Origin of the sequence: Streptomyces sp. IBSBF 3136, from assembly GCF_036815105.1 — a bacterium.
Classification (GTDB): domain Bacteria; phylum Actinomycetota; class Actinomycetes; order Streptomycetales; family Streptomycetaceae; genus Streptomyces.
Genome location: NZ_JAJSZC010000013.1, coordinates 37,388 through 52,625, shown reverse-complemented (window position 1 = coordinate 52,625; position 15,238 = coordinate 37,388). Strand labels below are relative to the sequence as shown.

General features: G+C 74.1%; 16 protein-coding genes and 1 other RNA gene. 8 read left to right on the top strand and 9 right to left on the bottom strand.

Annotated features, from left to right (window positions below; all coding sequences use genetic code 11):
* The first annotated feature begins 69 nt into the window (after positions 1-69).
* Positions 70-828 carry an SDR family oxidoreductase gene (locus V7E45_RS04910; protein ID WP_333772822.1) on the top strand — a complete coding sequence of 253 codons (759 nt, stop codon included), beginning with the start codon at positions 70-72 and terminating at the stop codon, positions 826-828.
* A 267-nt stretch (positions 829-1,095) separates the two neighbouring features.
* Here the strand turns inward: V7E45_RS04910 and V7E45_RS04905 are convergent, their stop codons facing one another.
* Positions 1,096-2,343 (bottom strand): D-alanyl-D-alanine carboxypeptidase family protein, encoded by a 1,248-nt coding sequence (locus tag V7E45_RS04905; protein ID WP_333772821.1) that lies wholly within the window; start codon positions 2,341-2,343, stop codon positions 1,096-1,098.
* Positions 2,344-2,833: 490 nt separating this feature from the next.
* Complete coding sequence (locus tag V7E45_RS04900) at positions 2,834-3,160, bottom strand: nuclear transport factor 2 family protein (RefSeq protein ID WP_333772820.1); 327 nt, start codon at positions 3,158-3,160, stop codon at positions 2,834-2,836.
* 128 nt (positions 3,161-3,288) lie between these two features.
* Here V7E45_RS04900 and V7E45_RS04895 point away from each other — a divergent pair, with 128 nt between their 5' ends.
* From V7E45_RS04895 to V7E45_RS04885, 3 genes are all read left to right on the top strand, one after another.
* On the top strand, positions 3,289-3,834 hold the full coding sequence (locus V7E45_RS04895) for a DoxX family membrane protein (protein ID WP_333772819.1): 546 nt from the start codon (positions 3,289-3,291) through the stop codon (positions 3,832-3,834).
* A 36-nt stretch (positions 3,835-3,870) separates the two neighbouring features.
* The gene (locus V7E45_RS04890) at positions 3,871-4,206 is read left to right on the top strand and encodes a MazG-like family protein (RefSeq protein WP_333772818.1); all 336 of its coding nucleotides are present in this window, start codon (positions 3,871-3,873) and stop codon (positions 4,204-4,206) included.
* A 131-nt stretch (positions 4,207-4,337) separates the two neighbouring features.
* The gene (locus V7E45_RS04885; RefSeq protein ID WP_443055939.1) at positions 4,338-4,763 is read left to right on the top strand and encodes a hypothetical protein; all 426 of its coding nucleotides are present in this window, start codon (positions 4,338-4,340) and stop codon (positions 4,761-4,763) included.
* Between the two features lie 60 nt (positions 4,764-4,823).
* On the opposite strand, the gene rnpB is transcribed toward V7E45_RS04885, so the two are convergent.
* Positions 4,824-5,225, bottom strand: an RNA gene (gene rnpB, locus V7E45_RS04880) — RNase P RNA component class A.
* A gap of 68 nt (positions 5,226-5,293) precedes the next feature.
* The gene (locus V7E45_RS04875; protein ID WP_333772816.1) at positions 5,294-6,727 is read right to left on the bottom strand and encodes an RNB domain-containing ribonuclease; all 1,434 of its coding nucleotides are present in this window, start codon (positions 6,725-6,727) and stop codon (positions 5,294-5,296) included.
* Between the two features lie 74 nt (positions 6,728-6,801).
* Here V7E45_RS04875 and yaaA point away from each other — a divergent pair, with 74 nt between their 5' ends.
* A complete protein-coding gene (yaaA, locus tag V7E45_RS04870; RefSeq protein ID WP_333772815.1) occupies positions 6,802-7,584 on the top strand; it encodes a peroxide stress protein YaaA in 783 nt (260 codons plus the stop codon).
* A 97-nt stretch (positions 7,585-7,681) separates the two neighbouring features.
* On the top strand, positions 7,682-8,344 hold the full coding sequence (gene eda / locus V7E45_RS04865) for a bifunctional 4-hydroxy-2-oxoglutarate aldolase/2-dehydro-3-deoxy-phosphogluconate aldolase (protein ID WP_333772840.1): 663 nt from the start codon (positions 7,682-7,684) through the stop codon (positions 8,342-8,344).
* Here the strand turns inward: eda and V7E45_RS04860 are convergent.
* Genes V7E45_RS04860 through V7E45_RS04850 form a run of 3 tightly spaced genes read right to left on the bottom strand, consistent with a single transcriptional unit; the run spans position 8,316 to position 11,382 of the window.
* Positions 8,316-9,773: a bifunctional RNase H/acid phosphatase gene (locus tag V7E45_RS04860; RefSeq protein WP_333772814.1), complete on the bottom strand. Its 1,458-nt coding sequence runs from the start codon at positions 9,771-9,773 to the stop codon at positions 8,316-8,318. The two genes, eda and V7E45_RS04860, sit on opposite strands and share 29 nt — an antisense overlap.
* Before the next feature lie 12 nt (positions 9,774-9,785).
* A complete protein-coding gene (locus V7E45_RS04855; protein ID WP_333772839.1) occupies positions 9,786-10,529 on the bottom strand; it encodes a zinc ribbon domain-containing protein in 744 nt (247 codons plus the stop codon).
* A 13-nt stretch (positions 10,530-10,542) separates the two neighbouring features.
* The gene (locus V7E45_RS04850; protein WP_333772813.1) at positions 10,543-11,382 is read right to left on the bottom strand and encodes a Nif3-like dinuclear metal center hexameric protein; all 840 of its coding nucleotides are present in this window, start codon (positions 11,380-11,382) and stop codon (positions 10,543-10,545) included.
* Positions 11,383-11,570: 188 nt separating this feature from the next.
* On the opposite strand from V7E45_RS04850, the gene V7E45_RS04845 reads away from it, so the two are divergent.
* Both V7E45_RS04845 and V7E45_RS04840 read left to right on the top strand, forming a co-directional pair.
* The gene (locus tag V7E45_RS04845) at positions 11,571-12,788 is read left to right on the top strand and encodes a hypothetical protein (RefSeq protein WP_333772812.1); all 1,218 of its coding nucleotides are present in this window, start codon (positions 11,571-11,573) and stop codon (positions 12,786-12,788) included.
* Between the two features lie 96 nt (positions 12,789-12,884).
* Positions 12,885-13,043 carry a hypothetical protein gene (locus tag V7E45_RS04840; protein ID WP_333772811.1) on the top strand — a complete coding sequence of 53 codons (159 nt, stop codon included), beginning with the start codon at positions 12,885-12,887 and terminating at the stop codon, positions 13,041-13,043.
* Positions 13,044-13,194: 151 nt separating this feature from the next.
* Here V7E45_RS04840 and V7E45_RS04835 read toward each other — a convergent pair whose 3' ends face one another.
* Both V7E45_RS04835 and V7E45_RS04830 read right to left on the bottom strand, forming a co-directional pair.
* Positions 13,195-14,133, bottom strand: coding sequence for a 3-oxoacyl-ACP reductase (locus V7E45_RS04835; RefSeq protein ID WP_333772810.1), 939 nt, complete (start codon positions 14,131-14,133; stop codon positions 13,195-13,197).
* Between the two features lie 8 nt (positions 14,134-14,141).
* Entirely contained in the window at positions 14,142-15,218 is a 1,077-nt protein-coding gene (locus tag V7E45_RS04830; RefSeq protein ID WP_333772809.1) for a Zn-dependent alcohol dehydrogenase, read from the bottom strand.
* Positions 15,219-15,238: the final 20 nt, after the last annotated feature.

Sequence of the window (15,238 nt, the reverse complement as noted above, 5' to 3'; positions counted from 1 at the left end):
CGGGCAGCCGTAGCCGTATGGCGGACACCTGATTCCGCATGGCGGACTTCCGGCCTACGCTGCGGTGCCATGACTGACAGGGAATCGAAGATCGCGGTGGTGACCGGCGCCGGCTCCGGGATCGGGCGGGCCGTGGCCGTGGAGCTGCTGCGCGGCGGCTGGTCGGTGGCGCTGGCCGGCCGGCGCGTGGAGACGCTGGAGGAGACGACGGCGCTGGTGCCCGAGGGGCCCTCGCTCGCCGTGCGCACCGACGTGGCGCGGCCCGAGGAGGTCGCGGCGCTGTTCGCGGCGACGGTGGAGCTGTACGGGCGCGTCGACCTGCTGTTCAACAACGCCGGCACGTTCGGCCCGGGCGGGGTGCCGGTCGAGGAACTGCCCTACGACGCCTGGCGGCACGTGGTGGACACCAACCTCAACGGGGCGTTCCTGTGCGCGCAGGCGGCGTACCGGCAGATGAAGGAGCAGTCCCCGCAGGGCGGCCGGATCATCAACAACGGCTCGATCTCCGCGCACACGCCCCGCCCGATGTCGGTGGCCTACACCGCCACCAAGCACGCGCTGACCGGCCTGACCAAGTCGCTGTCGCTGGACGGGCGGCCGTACCGCATCGCGGTCGGGCAGATCGACATCGGCAACGCGGCCACCGACATGACGGCCCGGATGGCGACCGGGGCGCTCCAGGCCGACGGGCAGGTCGTGCCCGAACCGGTGATGGACGTGGCCGACGTGGCGCGCACCGTACGGCACATGGCCGAGCTGCCGCTGGAGGCGAACGTGCAGTTCGCGACGGTGCTGGCGACGGCGATGCCGTACATCGGGCGGGGCTGAGGGCGGGGCCGGTCCCCTTCCCCTCCCCCGCTTCTCCCCTCACACAAGCGGAATTTGAAAGTCCGCACTATTGCGGCCGGTCGACCGCATATGCTCAACTTTCCTCCACAAGAGCTTCACACTTGGGGCGTGGGGGTTCCGTAGCCATATCCAGGGGGGAGACGGCGGCCGTTCCACCGGACCGGAGTCGGGGGTGGACCTCGCGTGGGACCGCGAGGTGCGCACCGGTCGATGGAACGGCCGCCGTCGTTTCGCGCCCCCGGCGGCTCAGCGCCGGTGCCGCCCCCCGGACTCCTTCTGCGACTCGCCCCGCGGCTCCCGCTCGGGCTCGGTCTCCGCGTCCGTCACGCGGGCACCCGCGACCGCGCCGGCCGGCCTCGCCCGGAACTTGCGGCGCAGCGCCCAGACACCCGCGCCCAGCAGCGCCGCCGTCCCGGCGCCGCCCTCCGCCAGCCGCCACGCCGAGGGACCCTTCGACGCCGAGCCGGGAGCACCGGCCGCGGCCCGCGCCGCCTTGCCCGGGGGCGCCGGGGTGGCGCTCGCGCCGCCCTCGCTGAGCGGGGTCACCAGCGTGCCCACCGCCTGGGCCGAACGCCCGTGCCCGAACCCCCAGTCGAGCAGCGCCGCGGTCTGCTCGTACACCGCGTTGCTGCCCGCCACCGGATGCATCACGGTGACCAGCAGGGTGCGTCCGCCCCGGGTCGCCGCACCGGTGAAGGTGTTGCCCGCATGACTGGTGTAACCGTTCTTCACACCGATCAGGCCGTCGTACGTGCCCAGTCCCCAGGCCCCCGTGAGCAGGCGGTCGGTGTTCTGGATCTGGAAGGTCTTCTTGCCGCCCGCCGGGAAGTCGGCGATCCGCGTGCCGCAGTACTCGCGGAAGTCGGGGTCCTTCAGGCCGTGCCGGGCGAACAGCGTGAGGTCGTACGCCGAGGAGAGCTGCCCCTTGTGGTCGAAGCCGTCGGGGCTGACCACATGGGTGTCCAGGGCCTGCAGGTCCTCGGCCCTGGCCTGCATCTCGGCGACCGTCTTCGCGACACCGCCGTTCATGTGCGCGAGCACGTGCACCGCGTCGTTGCCGGAGCGCAGGAACACGCCCTGCCAGAGCTGCTCCACGGTGTAGGTGATGCCGGGCTTGATGCCGACGAGGCTGGACCCGGCCGGGATGTCGGCGAGGTCCGCGTCGGTGACCCGGTGCCGGGCGGTCCGTTCGAACTTGGCCAGCACGGTGTCCGCGAACAGCATCTTCAGGGTGGACGCGGGCGCGAGCCGCCGGTGGGCGTTGAACGAGGCGAGCACCTCGCCGCTCTCGCGGTCGGCGACCAGCCAGGAGCGGGCGTCGAGCTTCTTGGGCAGTCCGGTGGCACCGCGCACCTGGACGCCGGTACGGGCCAGCCGTTCACCGCCGATGACGGCGGGCTCGGCGGCTGCGGCCGGGGCGGCCGCGGACAGGGGAAGGGCGGCGGCCGTCAGTCCGAGGACGGCACGTCGGCTGAGCCGGGAACAATCACGCACCCCGGGACCGTACACCGCGCCCAACAGGGGATTCCTGGCAGGACGCCCGGAATGGCATGGGAATTTGCTGTCTTATGAAATTTTGGTCGCCCACCTCTTTTTCCCAGCTCTGACACATCTTTTACTCAGTCCGCCTCAAAGGTTCCTCCCCAGCTTGTGACCGCGCCCACATCGGGCGCCGCGAACCTCCGGGGAAGGGATGGGTGGCATCCATCTCAGGCGCGAGCTGAACCGCCGCAGGTTCTGTTCGGCCTGCGCGACCGTGCGGAAGCCGGGGACGGGCACCGTGCGCGCGCCGCGCGCCCAGGCGGCGCGCTCGGGGTCGTCGGTGCTCCGGGCGTAGCCGAGGACGAGCCTCTCACCGACGAACTCTCCGCACTCGTGGCGGAGTTCGCCAGTGCCGAGACGGCGCGGGGACGCGGATTGAAGCGCACACGGGGACAGCCCCCGGGACGGCGCCGCCGCGCGGCCGGTGGCGGCGGACCGCGCGTCAGGCCTGTCCGGTCTCGAAGCGGGAGATCCGCCCGTCGTCCTCGACGACGAAGGTCCACCGGGTGCGCATCTCGCCCCAGGTGTCGTTGCGGTAGCGGGCGACGAGGGCGCGGCCGCCGTTGGACTCGTTGTCGACTTCCAGGTGCCCGTGGGTGGAGAAGATCTCCTGGTCGATCCAGTCGGCGAGGTCCCGGTCCGAGCCGTCGTCGGCCATGGTCGCGCCTGGCGCGAGGAGGGACAGGAAGCCCTCCCGGTCACGGGAGTTGACGGCGTTGACGAAGGCCCGGACGGCCGGATCGCGGAGCTTGGCTGGCTGAATCGTCATGGCGTCAGGCTCACACCGCTCCCCCGGACCCGCCACCCGAACGCCATCCAGGGCGGGCCCGGTGGTGTGAGAGCTGCGACGGTGGAAACGCGAGAGCGACCTGTCCGCCTGCCTGCTGGGGAGTCACCGTGACCTGTTACGACCGACGCGATCTGGGCCTGCTGCTGCTCCGGCTGGGGACGGGCGGGGTGCTCGCGGCGCACGGCGCGCAGAAGCTGTTCGGCTGGTTCGGCGGACACGGTCTGGAGGGCACCGGTCAGTTCATGGAGTCCGTCGGTTACACGCCGGGCAAGGCGAGCGCGACGGCCGCGGGCCTCGCCGAGGCGGGCGGCGGCGCCCTGCTGGCCCTGGGCCTCGCGACCCCGGCGGCGGGCGCGGCGGCGGCCGGCGCGATGGCCGGGGCCGCGGCGGTCCACATGCCCAACGGCTTCTTCGCCCAGGAGGGCGGTTACGAGCACGCGGCGAGCCTGGGCCTGGCCGCGGCGGGCCTCGCGGTGACCGGGCCGGGCCGGCTGTCCCTGGACCACGCCTTCGGCCATGTGTTCGACCGCGGGTGGATGGTGCCGGTGGCGCTGGGGGCGGCCGCCGCGGGCACGGCGCTGGTGGTGGGGGCGCGGACCCGGCGGGTACGGCGGAAGGCGGAGGGCGAACAGGAGGCCCTGTTCGAGGAGTAGGCGCCCGCTTCGCCGCCGGCGTGGCAGGCTGCGGGCATGACCGCTCAGCAGCCCGCCCCCCTCTGGCCGACGATCGACGAACTCTGGTCCCGTCTGGAGGCGACGCGCACGCACGCGGGCCCGGAAGGCGTCCTGCTCCGCATCCTCAAGCTCTCCGAGGAGGTCGGCGAGGTCGCCGAGGCGGTGATCGGCGCCACCGGCCAGAACCCGCGCAAGGGCGTCACCCACAGCTGGGAGGACGTCCAGTCCGAACTGTGCGACGTGGCGATCACGGCCCTGGTGGCCCTGCGCACCCTGACCCCGCGGGCCGGCGAGGTCTTCGACTCCCACCTGACCCGCGTTCGGGAGCGGCCCCTGACGCCGGAGGGGTGAGTAACGTGTCCCGCGTTGAGTAGCTGGACTGCACCGGGCGGTAATGGATGGGCCTTTTCGACATGTTCACCGGCACCAGGCGCCCGGACGCCGGCGTCGCACCGCGATCCGTCGAGGAGGTTCGGGCGGCTTTGCTCGACATCAGCGGGCCGGAGACGCCGTACGTCGTGCGCAATGGTTCCCTTGAGAAGGCCGATCTGGTCGCGGAGTGGCGTATCCGCGATCCGGCCTGGCACACCTTCTTCGCCCGGACCCAGGTGAGCCGGACCATCCAGATCAAGATGCGCCTCGTCCCGGAGCGCCGCGAGGTCCGCGCTCTCGACCGCGAGTGGCAAGTCACCTGGGCCGGAAGTGCGCCCAGGCTGGTGCTGTCGGCGGAGCGGTCCCGCGGGCAGGTGAGGACGGTCTCCCGGAGCTGGACGGTCGAGCGGGGGCCCGACGGCCGCCTGCGAAGGACGGAGGAGTTCCTCTTCGATTCCGCGGAGCTGAAGACGCCCCTGCGGGAGGCGGTCCTCGGCGCGGGGTGGACGTGGCGCGGGGTCCTGTTCGGACTCTGATCGCCCCGGCCGGACGCACCAAGGCCCCGAACAGGTCTTCCCTGCTCAGGGCCTTGGTGGCAGACGAGTCGGGCTGTACGCCGGGTTCTGTTCCGAGGGGTCCTCGCGGGGCCCTCGGCGACGGCCATCCATCTAGGGCCGGTGTTGCCACCGGCCTCGTGCGGTCTACCCGCGGACTCGGGCGGGCAGCCCTCGAACGTCCGCGCAGGAGCACCGGGGTGCTCCCTTTTGACCTTGCTCCGGGTGGGGTTTACCTAGCTGCCCAGGTCACCCTGGGCACTGGTGGTCTCTTACACCACCGTTTCACCCTTACCGAGGACCGAGATCCCCGGCGGTCTGTTTTCTGTGGCACTGTCCCGCGGGTCACCCCGGGTGGCCGTTAGCCACCACCCTGCCCTGTGGAGCCCGGACGTTCCTCGGGAAGCCCCCTGAGGGACCTCACGCGGCCGTCCGCCCGGCTCGTCTGCCGTGTCGCCCATGGTACCGGGCGGACGGGACGCCGGGGACCGGCGGCGGCCTACTCGGCGCGCTCAGGCGGGCGTGAACAGGATCTTGGCGGTACCCGGGTCGGCCTGGGTGAGTCGGACCCGCAGCCGTTCGCCGAGCGGCAGGTGTGCGCCCTCGATCCGGCCGATGACGGCCGGGGTGACGAGCTGGACGGTGCCCACGGTCGGCCGGTGGTCGGCGAGTTCGATCACGCAGCCGTCGAAGACGTCGCCGACCCGGTCCTTGAGCAGGGCGGCCTCGACGATGTCGACGCTCTCCCGCTCCACCGTGGCCGCGAGCCGGGAGCCCTCGGCCATCCGCCGGGGCAGCGCGTCGAGCGCGGCCGGCGCCCAGGCCGGCGCGTCACGGCCGGCGGCGGCCGCGAGGCACAGCTCCAGGGCGTAGCGGTCGGCGAGGCGGCGCAGCGGGGCGGTGCAGTGGGCGTAGGGGGCGGCGACGGCCGCGTGGGTGGTGATCGCGGGCAGGTCGCCGTCCCGGAAGACCGTGTACCCGGCGCCGCGCAGCAGGGTCGTGCACTCCTGGAGGAAGGCGGCGTGGTCCGGCCGGTGCGGGTCGAGGCCGCGGATCAGCGCCGCGTACGACACGTGGTGCGGCCAGTCGATGTGCAGGGCGACCGCGGTGCGCCGCAGCCGGGCCACGGCGCCGTCGGGGGCCGCGGGCAGGGTGCGCAGGATGCCGGTGCCCGCGGCCAGCATCAGGTCGGCCGCCGCCATGCCGGTGAGCAGGGAGAGCTGGGCGTTCCAGTCCTCGGCGGGCAGCGGGGCGCGGAAGCCGGGCCGGTAGGTGTGGTCCTGCTCGGTGACGATCTGTTCGGGCACGCCGAGCGAGATGCCGCCGCGCTCCACCTCCAGGCGCTGCCGCGCCTGTCCGATCTCCTTGAGCAGGGCGACCGGCTCCTCGGCGGTCCCGCTGTCGATCAGCCGCTGCACGCCCGCGTAGTCGAGCCTGGCCCGGCTGCGGACCAGGGCGCGGCGCACGTCGACGGCGACGGTACGGCCGTCGGCGTCCAGGTCGGCCGTCCACAGCACGGCCGGCCGGGTCCGGTCAGGCAGCAGGCTGGCTGCGTCCTCGCCGAGCACGGCGGGGTGCAGTGGGACCTTCTCGTCGGGGAAGTAGAGGGTGTTCACCCGCCGGTGCGTCTCCGCGTCCAGCGCCCCGCCGGGGGTGACGAAGGCGGCCACGTCGGCGATGGCGTACCTGACCCGGTAGCCGGTGCCCCGGCGGGACAGGTGCGCCGCCTGGTCGAGGTCGGCGGAGCCGGGCGGGTCCACGGTGAAGAAGGGGATGTCCGTGGCGTCGTACGACGGCGGGGGCGCCGCCTCCGCCGCGCGCTCGGCCTCTTCGAGGACCTCCGGCGGGAAGCCCCGCGGCAGACCGAGGCCGGTGCGCAGTGCGGCGAGGGCCGCCCGCAGCGGGGCCTCGGGGGCGCCGGTCACACGGAGCTTGCGGCGGGGCATGTGTCGAGCGTAGGGCGGGGACGCCCCGGCAGCACCCCGTACCCTGGCGCAGAGCCGATGAGAAGGAGTACGTGGTGCTGGTCCTGCTGCCGCCCTCGGAAGGCAAGGCGAACTCGGGCCGCGGCGCCCCGCTCAATCCGGCCTCGCTGTCCCTGCCGGGGCTGACCGGCGCGCGGGAGGCGGTGCTCGGCGAGCTGGTGGAGCTGTGCGCCGCCGACGAGGAGAAGGCCCGCGAGGTGCTCGGGCTGAGCGAGGGACTGCGCGGCGAGGTCGCGAAGAACGCCGGCCTGCGCACCGCCGGGGCCCGTCCGGCCGGGGAGATCTACACCGGTGTGCTGTACGACGCCCTTGACCTGGCCTCGCTGGACGCGGCCGCGAAGCGACGCGCGGCGCGCTCGCTGCTGGTCTTCTCCGGGCTGTGGGGGGCGGTGCGGGTGACCGACAGGATCCCCTCCTACCGCTGCTCGATGGGGGTGCGGCTGCCGGGCCTCGGCGCGCTGCCCGGGCACTGGCGGGCGCCGATGGACGAGGTGCTGCCCGAGGTGGCCGGTGACGGCCTGGTGCTCGACCTGCGCTCCGCCGCCTACGCGGCCGCGTGGAAGCCGAAGGGCGAGGTGGCCGGGCGCACCGCGACGGTGCGGGTGCTGCACGCGCCGACCCGGAAGGTCGTCAGCCACTTCAACAAGGCGACGAAGGGCCGGATCGTGCGCAGCCTGCTGTCCGCCGGGACCGCGCCGAAGGACCCGGCCGCGCTGGTGGAGGCGCTGCGGGAGCTCGGGTACGAGGTGGAGGCGCAGGCGCCGGGCAGGGCGGGCCGGCCCTGGGCGCTGGACGTGCTGGTGGAGGAGATCCACTGAGCCGTTGAGCCACTGAGCCGCAGTCGACCGGGGTCTTCCGTTGCACCATGCGCAACGCCCTTTGCGCATGGTGCTGGCCGTGGGCACGATGTGGGGCATGACCTCACCGCTGCCCTCCTCTTCGGCTGCCTCCGTGCTGGATCTGGCACCCGTCGTGCCCGTCGTGGTCCTCTCCGACGCCGCCGACGCCGTACCGCTGGCGCGTGCGCTGGTGGCCGGCGGGCTGCCCGCCGTCGAGGTGACCCTGCGGACGCCCGCAGCGGCGGACGCGATCCGGGCGATCGCCGGGGAGGTGCCGGACGCGGTGGTCGGCGCGGGCACCGTCATCACGCCGGAGCAGGTGAGCGGGTGCGTGGCGGCCGGGGCGCGGTTCCTGGTCAGCCCCGGCTGGACGGACGCGCTGCTCGCCGCGATGCGGGCGTCCGGACTGCCGTTCCTGCCGGGGGTGTCGACCACCTCGGAGGTGGTGGCGCTGCTGGAGCGCGGGGTGCGCGAGATGAAGTTCTTCCCGGCGCAGGCGGCGGGCGGCGCGGCCTATCTGAGGTCGCTGGCCGGGCCGCTGCCGCAGGCCCGCTTCTGCCCGACGGGCGGGATCGGCCCGGAGATCGCCCCGGAGTACCTCTCCCTGCCCAACGTCGGCTGCGTGGGCGGGAGCTGGATGGTCCCGGCGGACGCGGTGGCGGCCGGGGACTGGGCCCGGATCGAGAGGCTGGCGCGGGCCGCCGCCGGGCTCAGGGACGCAGGTGGGACGTGTCGTTGAACAGCCGGACGCTCGCGTTGCCGTCCGCGTAGTACGCCACCGCCGACAGGGAGGCGGCCGACAGCTCCATGCGGAACAGCGCCTGGTCCGGGGCGCCGAGGGCGAGCCGGACGAGGGTCTTGATCGGGGTGACGTGGGTGACCAGCAGGACCGTACGGCCCGCGTACGCCGCGACCAGCTTCTCCCGGGTGGCCTCGATCCGGACGGCCGTCTCCGTGAAGCTCTCGCCGCCGCCGGTGGGGCGGGCCGCCGGGTCGGCGAGCCAGGCGTTCAGGTCGTCCGGGTGTCGTTCGCGGACCTCGCCGAAGGTCAGGCCCTCCCAGGCGCCGAAGTCCGTCTCCCGCAGCCCCTCGTCGATCCCCACGTCGAGGCCGAGGCGGGCGGCGACGATGCCCGCGGTCTCCCGGGTCCGGGCGAGCGGGGAGGCGACGACCGCCTGGATCGTGCCGCGCCGCGCGAGCGCCTCGGCGACCCGCCGGGCCTGCTCACGCCCGGCCTCCGAGAGGGAGGGATCCGTGCCGCCACTACCGGAGAACCGCTTCTGCGGAGTGAGCGGGGTCTCCCCGTGCCGCAACAGCACGAAGGTGGCGGGCGCACCCATGTCGGGAGCGGCGCCCCAGCCGGGGGCGGAGGTGTGCTTCTGCCCTCCGGGGGCGGTGCGTTCCTCGCCGCGCGCGGCGGCGGTGCGTGCGTCGCCGAGACGCGCCTCACCGCCCGCGTCCGCGGCCGCCGAACGCGGCTCGCTGTGCGCGGCCGCGGTGCGCTCATCGCCGCCCGCGCCTGCCGAGCGCGAGCGCGTCCCGCTGGGCGCGACCGCCGAGCGTGCCTCGCTGTCCGCGGGGGCCGGACGCGTCGCAGCGCCACCGGCCGCCGTGGGCGTCGAGGTCGGGCCCGTCGGACGGGTCTTCGTCAGGGCCGCTCGGGCGCGGGCCGCGCCCGCTGTCGCGTCTCCGGGCGGGCCGGACGGCTCCGGCGGGGTGTCCAGGGCGGCGCGGGAGGTGGCCGGGGACCACTGGCCGCCCTTGGCACCCGCGTCCATCGCCTCGTTGGCCAGCCGGTCGGCGTGCTTGTTGCGTTCGCGCGGGATCCACTCGTAGGTGACCTGGCCGGGTGCGAAGACACCGCGGGCCTCGGCCGCCAGCGGCTTCATGTCGGGGTGCTTGATCTTCCAGCGGCCCGACATCTGCTCGACGACCAGCTTGGAGTCCATGCGGACGTGCACCCGCGCGCCGGGGTCCAGGGCGTGCGCGGCGCGCAGCCCGGCCAGCAGCCCCCGGTACTCGGCCACGTTGTTGGTGGCGACGCCGATGTACTCGGCCGCCTCCGCCAGCGTCTCCCCCGTCGCCGCGTCGGCCACCAGCGCGCCGTAGCCCGCGGGCCCGGGGTTGCCCCGCGACCCGCCGTCGGCCTCGACGATGAACTCCCGCACCGCGCCGGCTCCTTACAGCCCCGACTCGGACGTACGCACCAGGATGCGGCGGCAGTTCTCGCAGCGGACCACCGTGTCCGGGGCCGCCGAGCGGACCTCGTTCAGCTCGGTGATCGCCAGCTCCTGGCGGCAGCCCTGGCAGGTGCGGGCGTACAGCTTGGCCGCGCCGATGCCGCCCTGCTGCTCGCGCAGCTTGTCGTACAGCTTGAGCAGGTCGGCGGGCACGGAGGCGGCGATGACCTCGCGCTCCTTGGTCACCGAGGCGACCTCACCGTCGATCTCCCCGAACGCGGCGCCCCGGCGGCCGGTGGCGTCGTCGATCTTGGCCTGGACGGAGGCGACCCGCTCGGTCAGCTCCGCGACCCGCTCCTGCGCGGCCTCGCGGCGCTCCATGACCTCCAGGACGACGTCCTCCAGGTCGCCCTGCCGCTTGGCGAGGGAGGCGATCTCGTGCTGGAGGTTGGACAGGTCCTTGGGCGAGGTGACGGCGCCGGAGTCGAGGCGCTGCTGGTCGCGGACGGCACGCTGGCGCACCTGGTCCACGTCCTGCTCGGCCTTGGTCTGCTCGCGAGCGGTGTCGCTCTCCTCGGTCTGCGCGGCCACCAGCAGGTCGCGCAGCTGCGTGAGGTCCTTGTTCAGCGAGTCGATCTCGGCGTGCTCGGGAAGCGACCTGCGCCGGTGCGCGAGCTGCTGCAGGCGGACGTCGAGTGCCTGGACGTCGAGGAGTCGGATCTGGTCGGCGGGCGCGGCGTTCAGTTGGGGGCTCCCGTTAGTTCGTGGTGGCGGTGGACGCCGCGTGGGCGGTCCAGGGGTCGGTGACCGTCTTGGAGACGTGGACCCGCAGGTCCCAGCCGTGGCGGTCGGAGATCTCGTCGAGCTGGGCTGCGGCCAGCTCGCACCAGGGCCACTCGGTGGCCCAGTGCGCCGCGTCGAGCAGCGCGAGGGGACTGTGGGCGACGGCCTCGCTCGCCGGGTGGTGGCGCAGGTCGGCGGTGAGGAAGGCGTCGACGCCGGCCGCGCGGACCTGGTCGAAGAGGCTGTCGCCCGAGCCGCCGCTGACGGCGACCGTGCGGACGACGGCCTCGGGGTCGCCGGCCACCCGGATGCCCTGCGCGGTGGCGGGCAGCCGCTCGGCGGCGCGGGCGGCCAGCTCGCGCACGGTGATCGGATGGTCGAGTTCGCAGACCCGGCCGAGGCCCCGGCGGCCCGCCGGGTCGGTCGGGTCCGGCACGAGCGGTGCCACGACCCGCAGGTCGAGCGCGCCGGCGAGGGCGTCCGAGACGCCCGGGTCGGCGGTGTCGGCGTTGGTGTGGGCGACGTGCAGCGCGATGTCGTTCTTGATCAGCGTGTGCACGACCCGGCCCTTGAAGTGCGTCGCCGCGACCGTGGTCGTCCCGCGCAGGTAGAGCGGGTGGTGGGTGACCAGCAGGTCGGCGCCGAGCTTCACCGCCTCGTCGACGATCTCCTGGACGGGATCGACGGCGAACAGGACCCGGGTGACCTCTTGGTCCGGGTCGCCCACGACCGTGCCGACCGCGTCCCAGGACTCGGCGCGCTCGGCGGGCCACAGGGTCTCCAGCGCGGCGATGACTTCAGACAGACGGGGCACGGGGGCAAGGCTACCTGGCCGTTCTGCCCTGACGTACCGCATCGCCTCGTCCGGACCCCGGTCAGCACAGAGGCACCGGTTCCCTCAGCAGAATCGCTTCTGCGCCACCCGTATGTGTGAAGCCGGGGTCGGCCGCTCCCCCGCCCGCGCGTACGAAAACTAGCTTCGTCGCCGGAGGTGACCGAACGATGACGGCCTGTGCGATCGAACCCCCCTCCACCGGCGAGGAAGGCGGTGCGCCGGGGACGGGGTGCGCCATCACGGCGGACGGCGCGTACGCCGCCCGTCTCGCGCTGGACGGCGACTGCTGGTTCCCGGAGCGCTGGACCCTGGACGGCCCCGAGCCCTACGCGGTGCCGCTGCCCGGCAACCAGCCTGAGGAGCCCGGCACCCAGGTGCAGCCGATGGCGGACGGGCGGGTGCTGATCCACCGTCCGGTGGAGCGGCGGCACACCTTCTCGCTGCTGTACCCGACCGGCCCCGGCACCGGCGAGCTGCCACTGGGCGCGGTGGAGTGCCCGGAGCCCGGCACCCGGCTCACCCTGCTGCCGCCGGCCCCCGGCGGCGCCCTTGCGTACGCGCTCGCCGTCGGCCCGCGTTCGACGGTGGTGTGGCTGGTGGCGGGCGGCGCCTTCGGGCCCGAGCGGCTGGCCGAGGTGCCGGGGCGCTGTTCCGGCGGGGTCTGGCTGGACCGCTCCGGGCGGCTGCTGGCACTGGACCGGGAGCTCGGCGGGCGCACCAAGACGGTGGCGGTCGACCTCGGGCGGGGCGGCGAGATCTCGCCGCTGCTGCAGATCACGGAGGCCAGCGACGACCGGCTGCTGCTCGCCGACCCGGACAGCGGGCTGCTGCTGATCTCCTCGGACGCGCCCTCCCCGGGGCAGGAACGATTGGGCTGGGGGGTCATGGGCAGCACGCTGCCGGTGCGCTTCCCCGAGTGCCTGCGGGTGGCGGACTGCTCGGTGACGCCGTTCGCCGTCCAGCCGGAGCAGGTGCTGACGCCGGAGAACTGCGCGGTGGCGCTGCGCGTCGACGGTCCGCTCGGGACCTGGGTCGGCAGCTGGCGGCCCGCCGAGCGGCGGCTGCGCCCGCTGGCCGCGCCCGAGGGCTGGCTGGCCGGTTCCGGGCTGTGGACGCGCGACGGGGTGCTGCGGCTGCCGTACGCCACTGCGGAGGTCCCGTGCGGCGTGGCGGAGTTCGCGGTGCCGCGGGCCGAGCCCCGGGACGCGGTGCCCGTCGCCGCCGCGCACGGGGACGCCGCGCCGGAGGGTCCGGTGCGGGACGGCACGGCCGCCGGGACGCCCGCGGTGTTCCGGCGGACGGCGGAATCGGAGCCTCCGGAACCGGCGGTGGCCCGCCCCGTGCCCTTGCAGCAGGCCCCTCTGGGACGTCTTGTAACGAAGTAGTGCCGGTTGGCGTGTGCGGCTGGATTCGGGCCGTGGCGGGCCGGTTAAACTCGCCCGGCTGTACGAAAGATCATGTTGACGGGGTGAATTCTTCCTATGAGCGACACCAGCACGACGGAACGGCTGTCTGCCGACTCTCAGGACACGGCCGGGCACGGCCGGCACCGGGGCCCGAACGCGGCCCAGGACCATGAGACGGCTCCGCACGGCCGGCACCGCAAGCCGGCCCAGGAGACCGCCGAGGCGGCCGCCTGACGGAAACCAGGAGAACGAGAGGGGCTCCCCGTCACCGACGGGGAGCCCCTCTCCCTTTGCGCCGCCGTCCCGCCGCGTCGCGTCGCCTCGTGTCGTTTCTCGTCGTTTCCTCGTGGTTTCTCGTGGTTTCTCGTGGTCTCTCGTCGCTCGGTCAGCGGCGGCCGAGGCCCAGCACCTCCGCCGCCGCGAAGGTCTCCCCCGGCGGCCGGTCCGCGTAGTGCGGGGTGAGCAGCGCGTCCAGTTCGTCGTACGTGAACGTCTCCTGCTTGCTGTCGAACTGAGCCCGCACGCGCGGGCGTTCCACGACGGCGACCATGCCGCCGTGGACGACGAGCAGCTGGCCGTTGACCCGGGCGGCGGCGGGCGAGGCCAGGTAGCCGACGAGCGGGGCGACGTGCTCGGGGGCGAGCGGGTCGAGGCCCTCGTCGGGCGGCCGTGTGCCGGCGAAGACGTCCTCGGTCATCCGGGTGCGGGCGCGTGGGCAGATGACGTTGGTGGTGACGCCGTACTTGGCCAGGGCGAGCGCGGTGGAGGTGGTGAGGCCGACGATCCCGCCCTTGGCCGCCGCGTAGTTGGGCTGTCCGGCGGAGCCGGCCAGGAACGCCTCCGACGAGGTGTTCACGATCCGCCCGTAGACCGGTCCCCCGGCCGCCTTGGACCGCTCCCGCCAGTGCGCTGCGGCGAAGTGGGTGGTGTTGAAGTGGCCCTTGAGGTGGACGCGGATCACCGAGTCCCACTCGTCCTCGGTCATGGAGAAGACCATGCGGTCGCGCAGGATGCCCGCGTTGTTGACGAGGATGTCCAGGCCGCCGAACTCGGCGATCGCCCGGCCGACGAGTTCGCCCGCCTGCCGGAAGTCGGAGACGTCGCCGGTGTGCGCGACCGCCCGGCCGCCCGCCTCGCGTATCTCGGCGGCGGTCTGCTCGGCGGGCGCGGCGGAGGCCTCGCCGGAACCGTCGCGGCCGGGCTGCCCGTAGTCGTTGACGACGACGGCCGCGCCGAGCCGGGCGAGTTCCAGCGCCTCGGCCCGGCCGAGCCCGCGCCCGGCCCCGGTGACCACGGCGGACCGTCCGTCCAGTGGCAGTGACATGGCCGGCCTCAGATCTCGATGCAGGTGCGCAGGGCCGTTCCGGTGCGCATCTGGTCCAGTGCCTCGTTGATCTCGGCCAGCGGCACCCGGTGGGTGATCAGGCCGGCCAGGTCGATGCGGCCCGCCCGCCACAGGGCGATGGCGCGCTCGTAGGAGCGCAGCACGTCACCGCCGCCGTACAGGGACGGCAGGATGCGCTTCTCGTCGAAGAACAGCTCGAACATGTTGAGCTGCAGGAAGTCGTCCGTGGCGCCCGCGCCGACGACGACCAGGGTGCCGCCGCGCCGGGTGTTCTCGTAGGCGGTGCGGGCGGTGGCGGACCTGCCGACGACCTCGAAGACGTAGTCGAAGCCCTCGCCGGCGGTGACCTCCTGCCGAGCGCCGGGCAGTTCGTCCGGGGAGACGGCCCTGGTCGCGCCGAACCTCAGGGCGGCCTCGCGCCGGGAGGCGACCGGGTCGACGGCGACGATCTCGGCGGCGCCCTTCAGCCGCGCCCCCTGCACCGCGGAGATGCCGACGCCACCGCAGCCGATGACGGCGACCGACGAACCGGCCTGCACGTCCGCGGTGTTGAGGGCGGCGCCGAGTCCGGTGGTCACCCCGCAGCCGATGAGCGCGGCGATGTCGAAGGGCACGTCGTCCGGGATCGGCACCGCGCAGCCGGCGTCGACCACGACCTCCTCGGCGAAGGTGCCGGTGCCGGCGAAGCCGAAGACGTCGCCGCCGGGGCGCCTGAAGTTGGGGGTGCCGGCGTTCATGAAGCCGGCCAGGCACAGTTCGGTCTGGCCGCGCCGGCAGGCCGGGCAGCCGCCGCAGGCGGGGAGCCAGCACAGGACGACCCGGTCGCCCGCCTTCAGGTGGCGTACGTTCTCGCCGACCTCGAGGATCTCGCCGGCGCCCTCGTGGCCGGGCACGAACGGGGCCGGCTGCGGCAGCACCCCGCTCATCGCGGACAGGTCCGAGTGGCACAGCCCGGTGGCCCGCACCCGGACCCGCACCCTGCCGGGGCCGGATCCGACCGCCTCGACGTCGTCGAGCACCTCCAGCTTGTCCTGGCCGATCTCGTGCAGTACGGCTGCGCGCATGGTGCGGCTCCCCTCGGAGG

Bases quoted from the DNA above. Each gene is read 5' to 3' on its own strand.
- V7E45_RS04890 (WP_333772818.1), top strand. From the start codon at position 3,871: ATGACCGCTCAGCAGCCCGCCCCCCTCTGGCCGACGATCGACGAACTC.
- V7E45_RS04840 (WP_333772811.1), top strand. From the start codon at position 12,885: ATGAGCGACACCAGCACGACGGAACGGCTGTCTGCCGACTCTCAGGAC.
- eda (WP_333772840.1), top strand. From the start codon at position 7,682: ATGACCTCACCGCTGCCCTCCTCTTCGGCTGCCTCCGTGCTGGATCTG.
- V7E45_RS04875 (WP_333772816.1), bottom strand. From the start codon at position 6,727: ATGCCCCGCCGCAAGCTCCGTGTGACCGGCGCCCCCGAGGCCCCGCTG.
- V7E45_RS04830 (WP_333772809.1), bottom strand. From the start codon at position 15,218: ATGCGCGCAGCCGTACTGCACGAGATCGGCCAGGACAAGCTGGAGGTG.
- V7E45_RS04910 (WP_333772822.1), top strand. From the start codon at position 70: ATGACTGACAGGGAATCGAAGATCGCGGTGGTGACCGGCGCCGGCTCC.
- V7E45_RS04900 (WP_333772820.1), bottom strand. From the start codon at position 3,160: ATGACGATTCAGCCAGCCAAGCTCCGCGATCCGGCCGTCCGGGCCTTC.
- V7E45_RS04835 (WP_333772810.1), bottom strand. From the start codon at position 14,133: ATGTCACTGCCACTGGACGGACGGTCCGCCGTGGTCACCGGGGCCGGG.
- V7E45_RS04845 (WP_333772812.1), top strand. From the start codon at position 11,571: ATGACGGCCTGTGCGATCGAACCCCCCTCCACCGGCGAGGAAGGCGGT.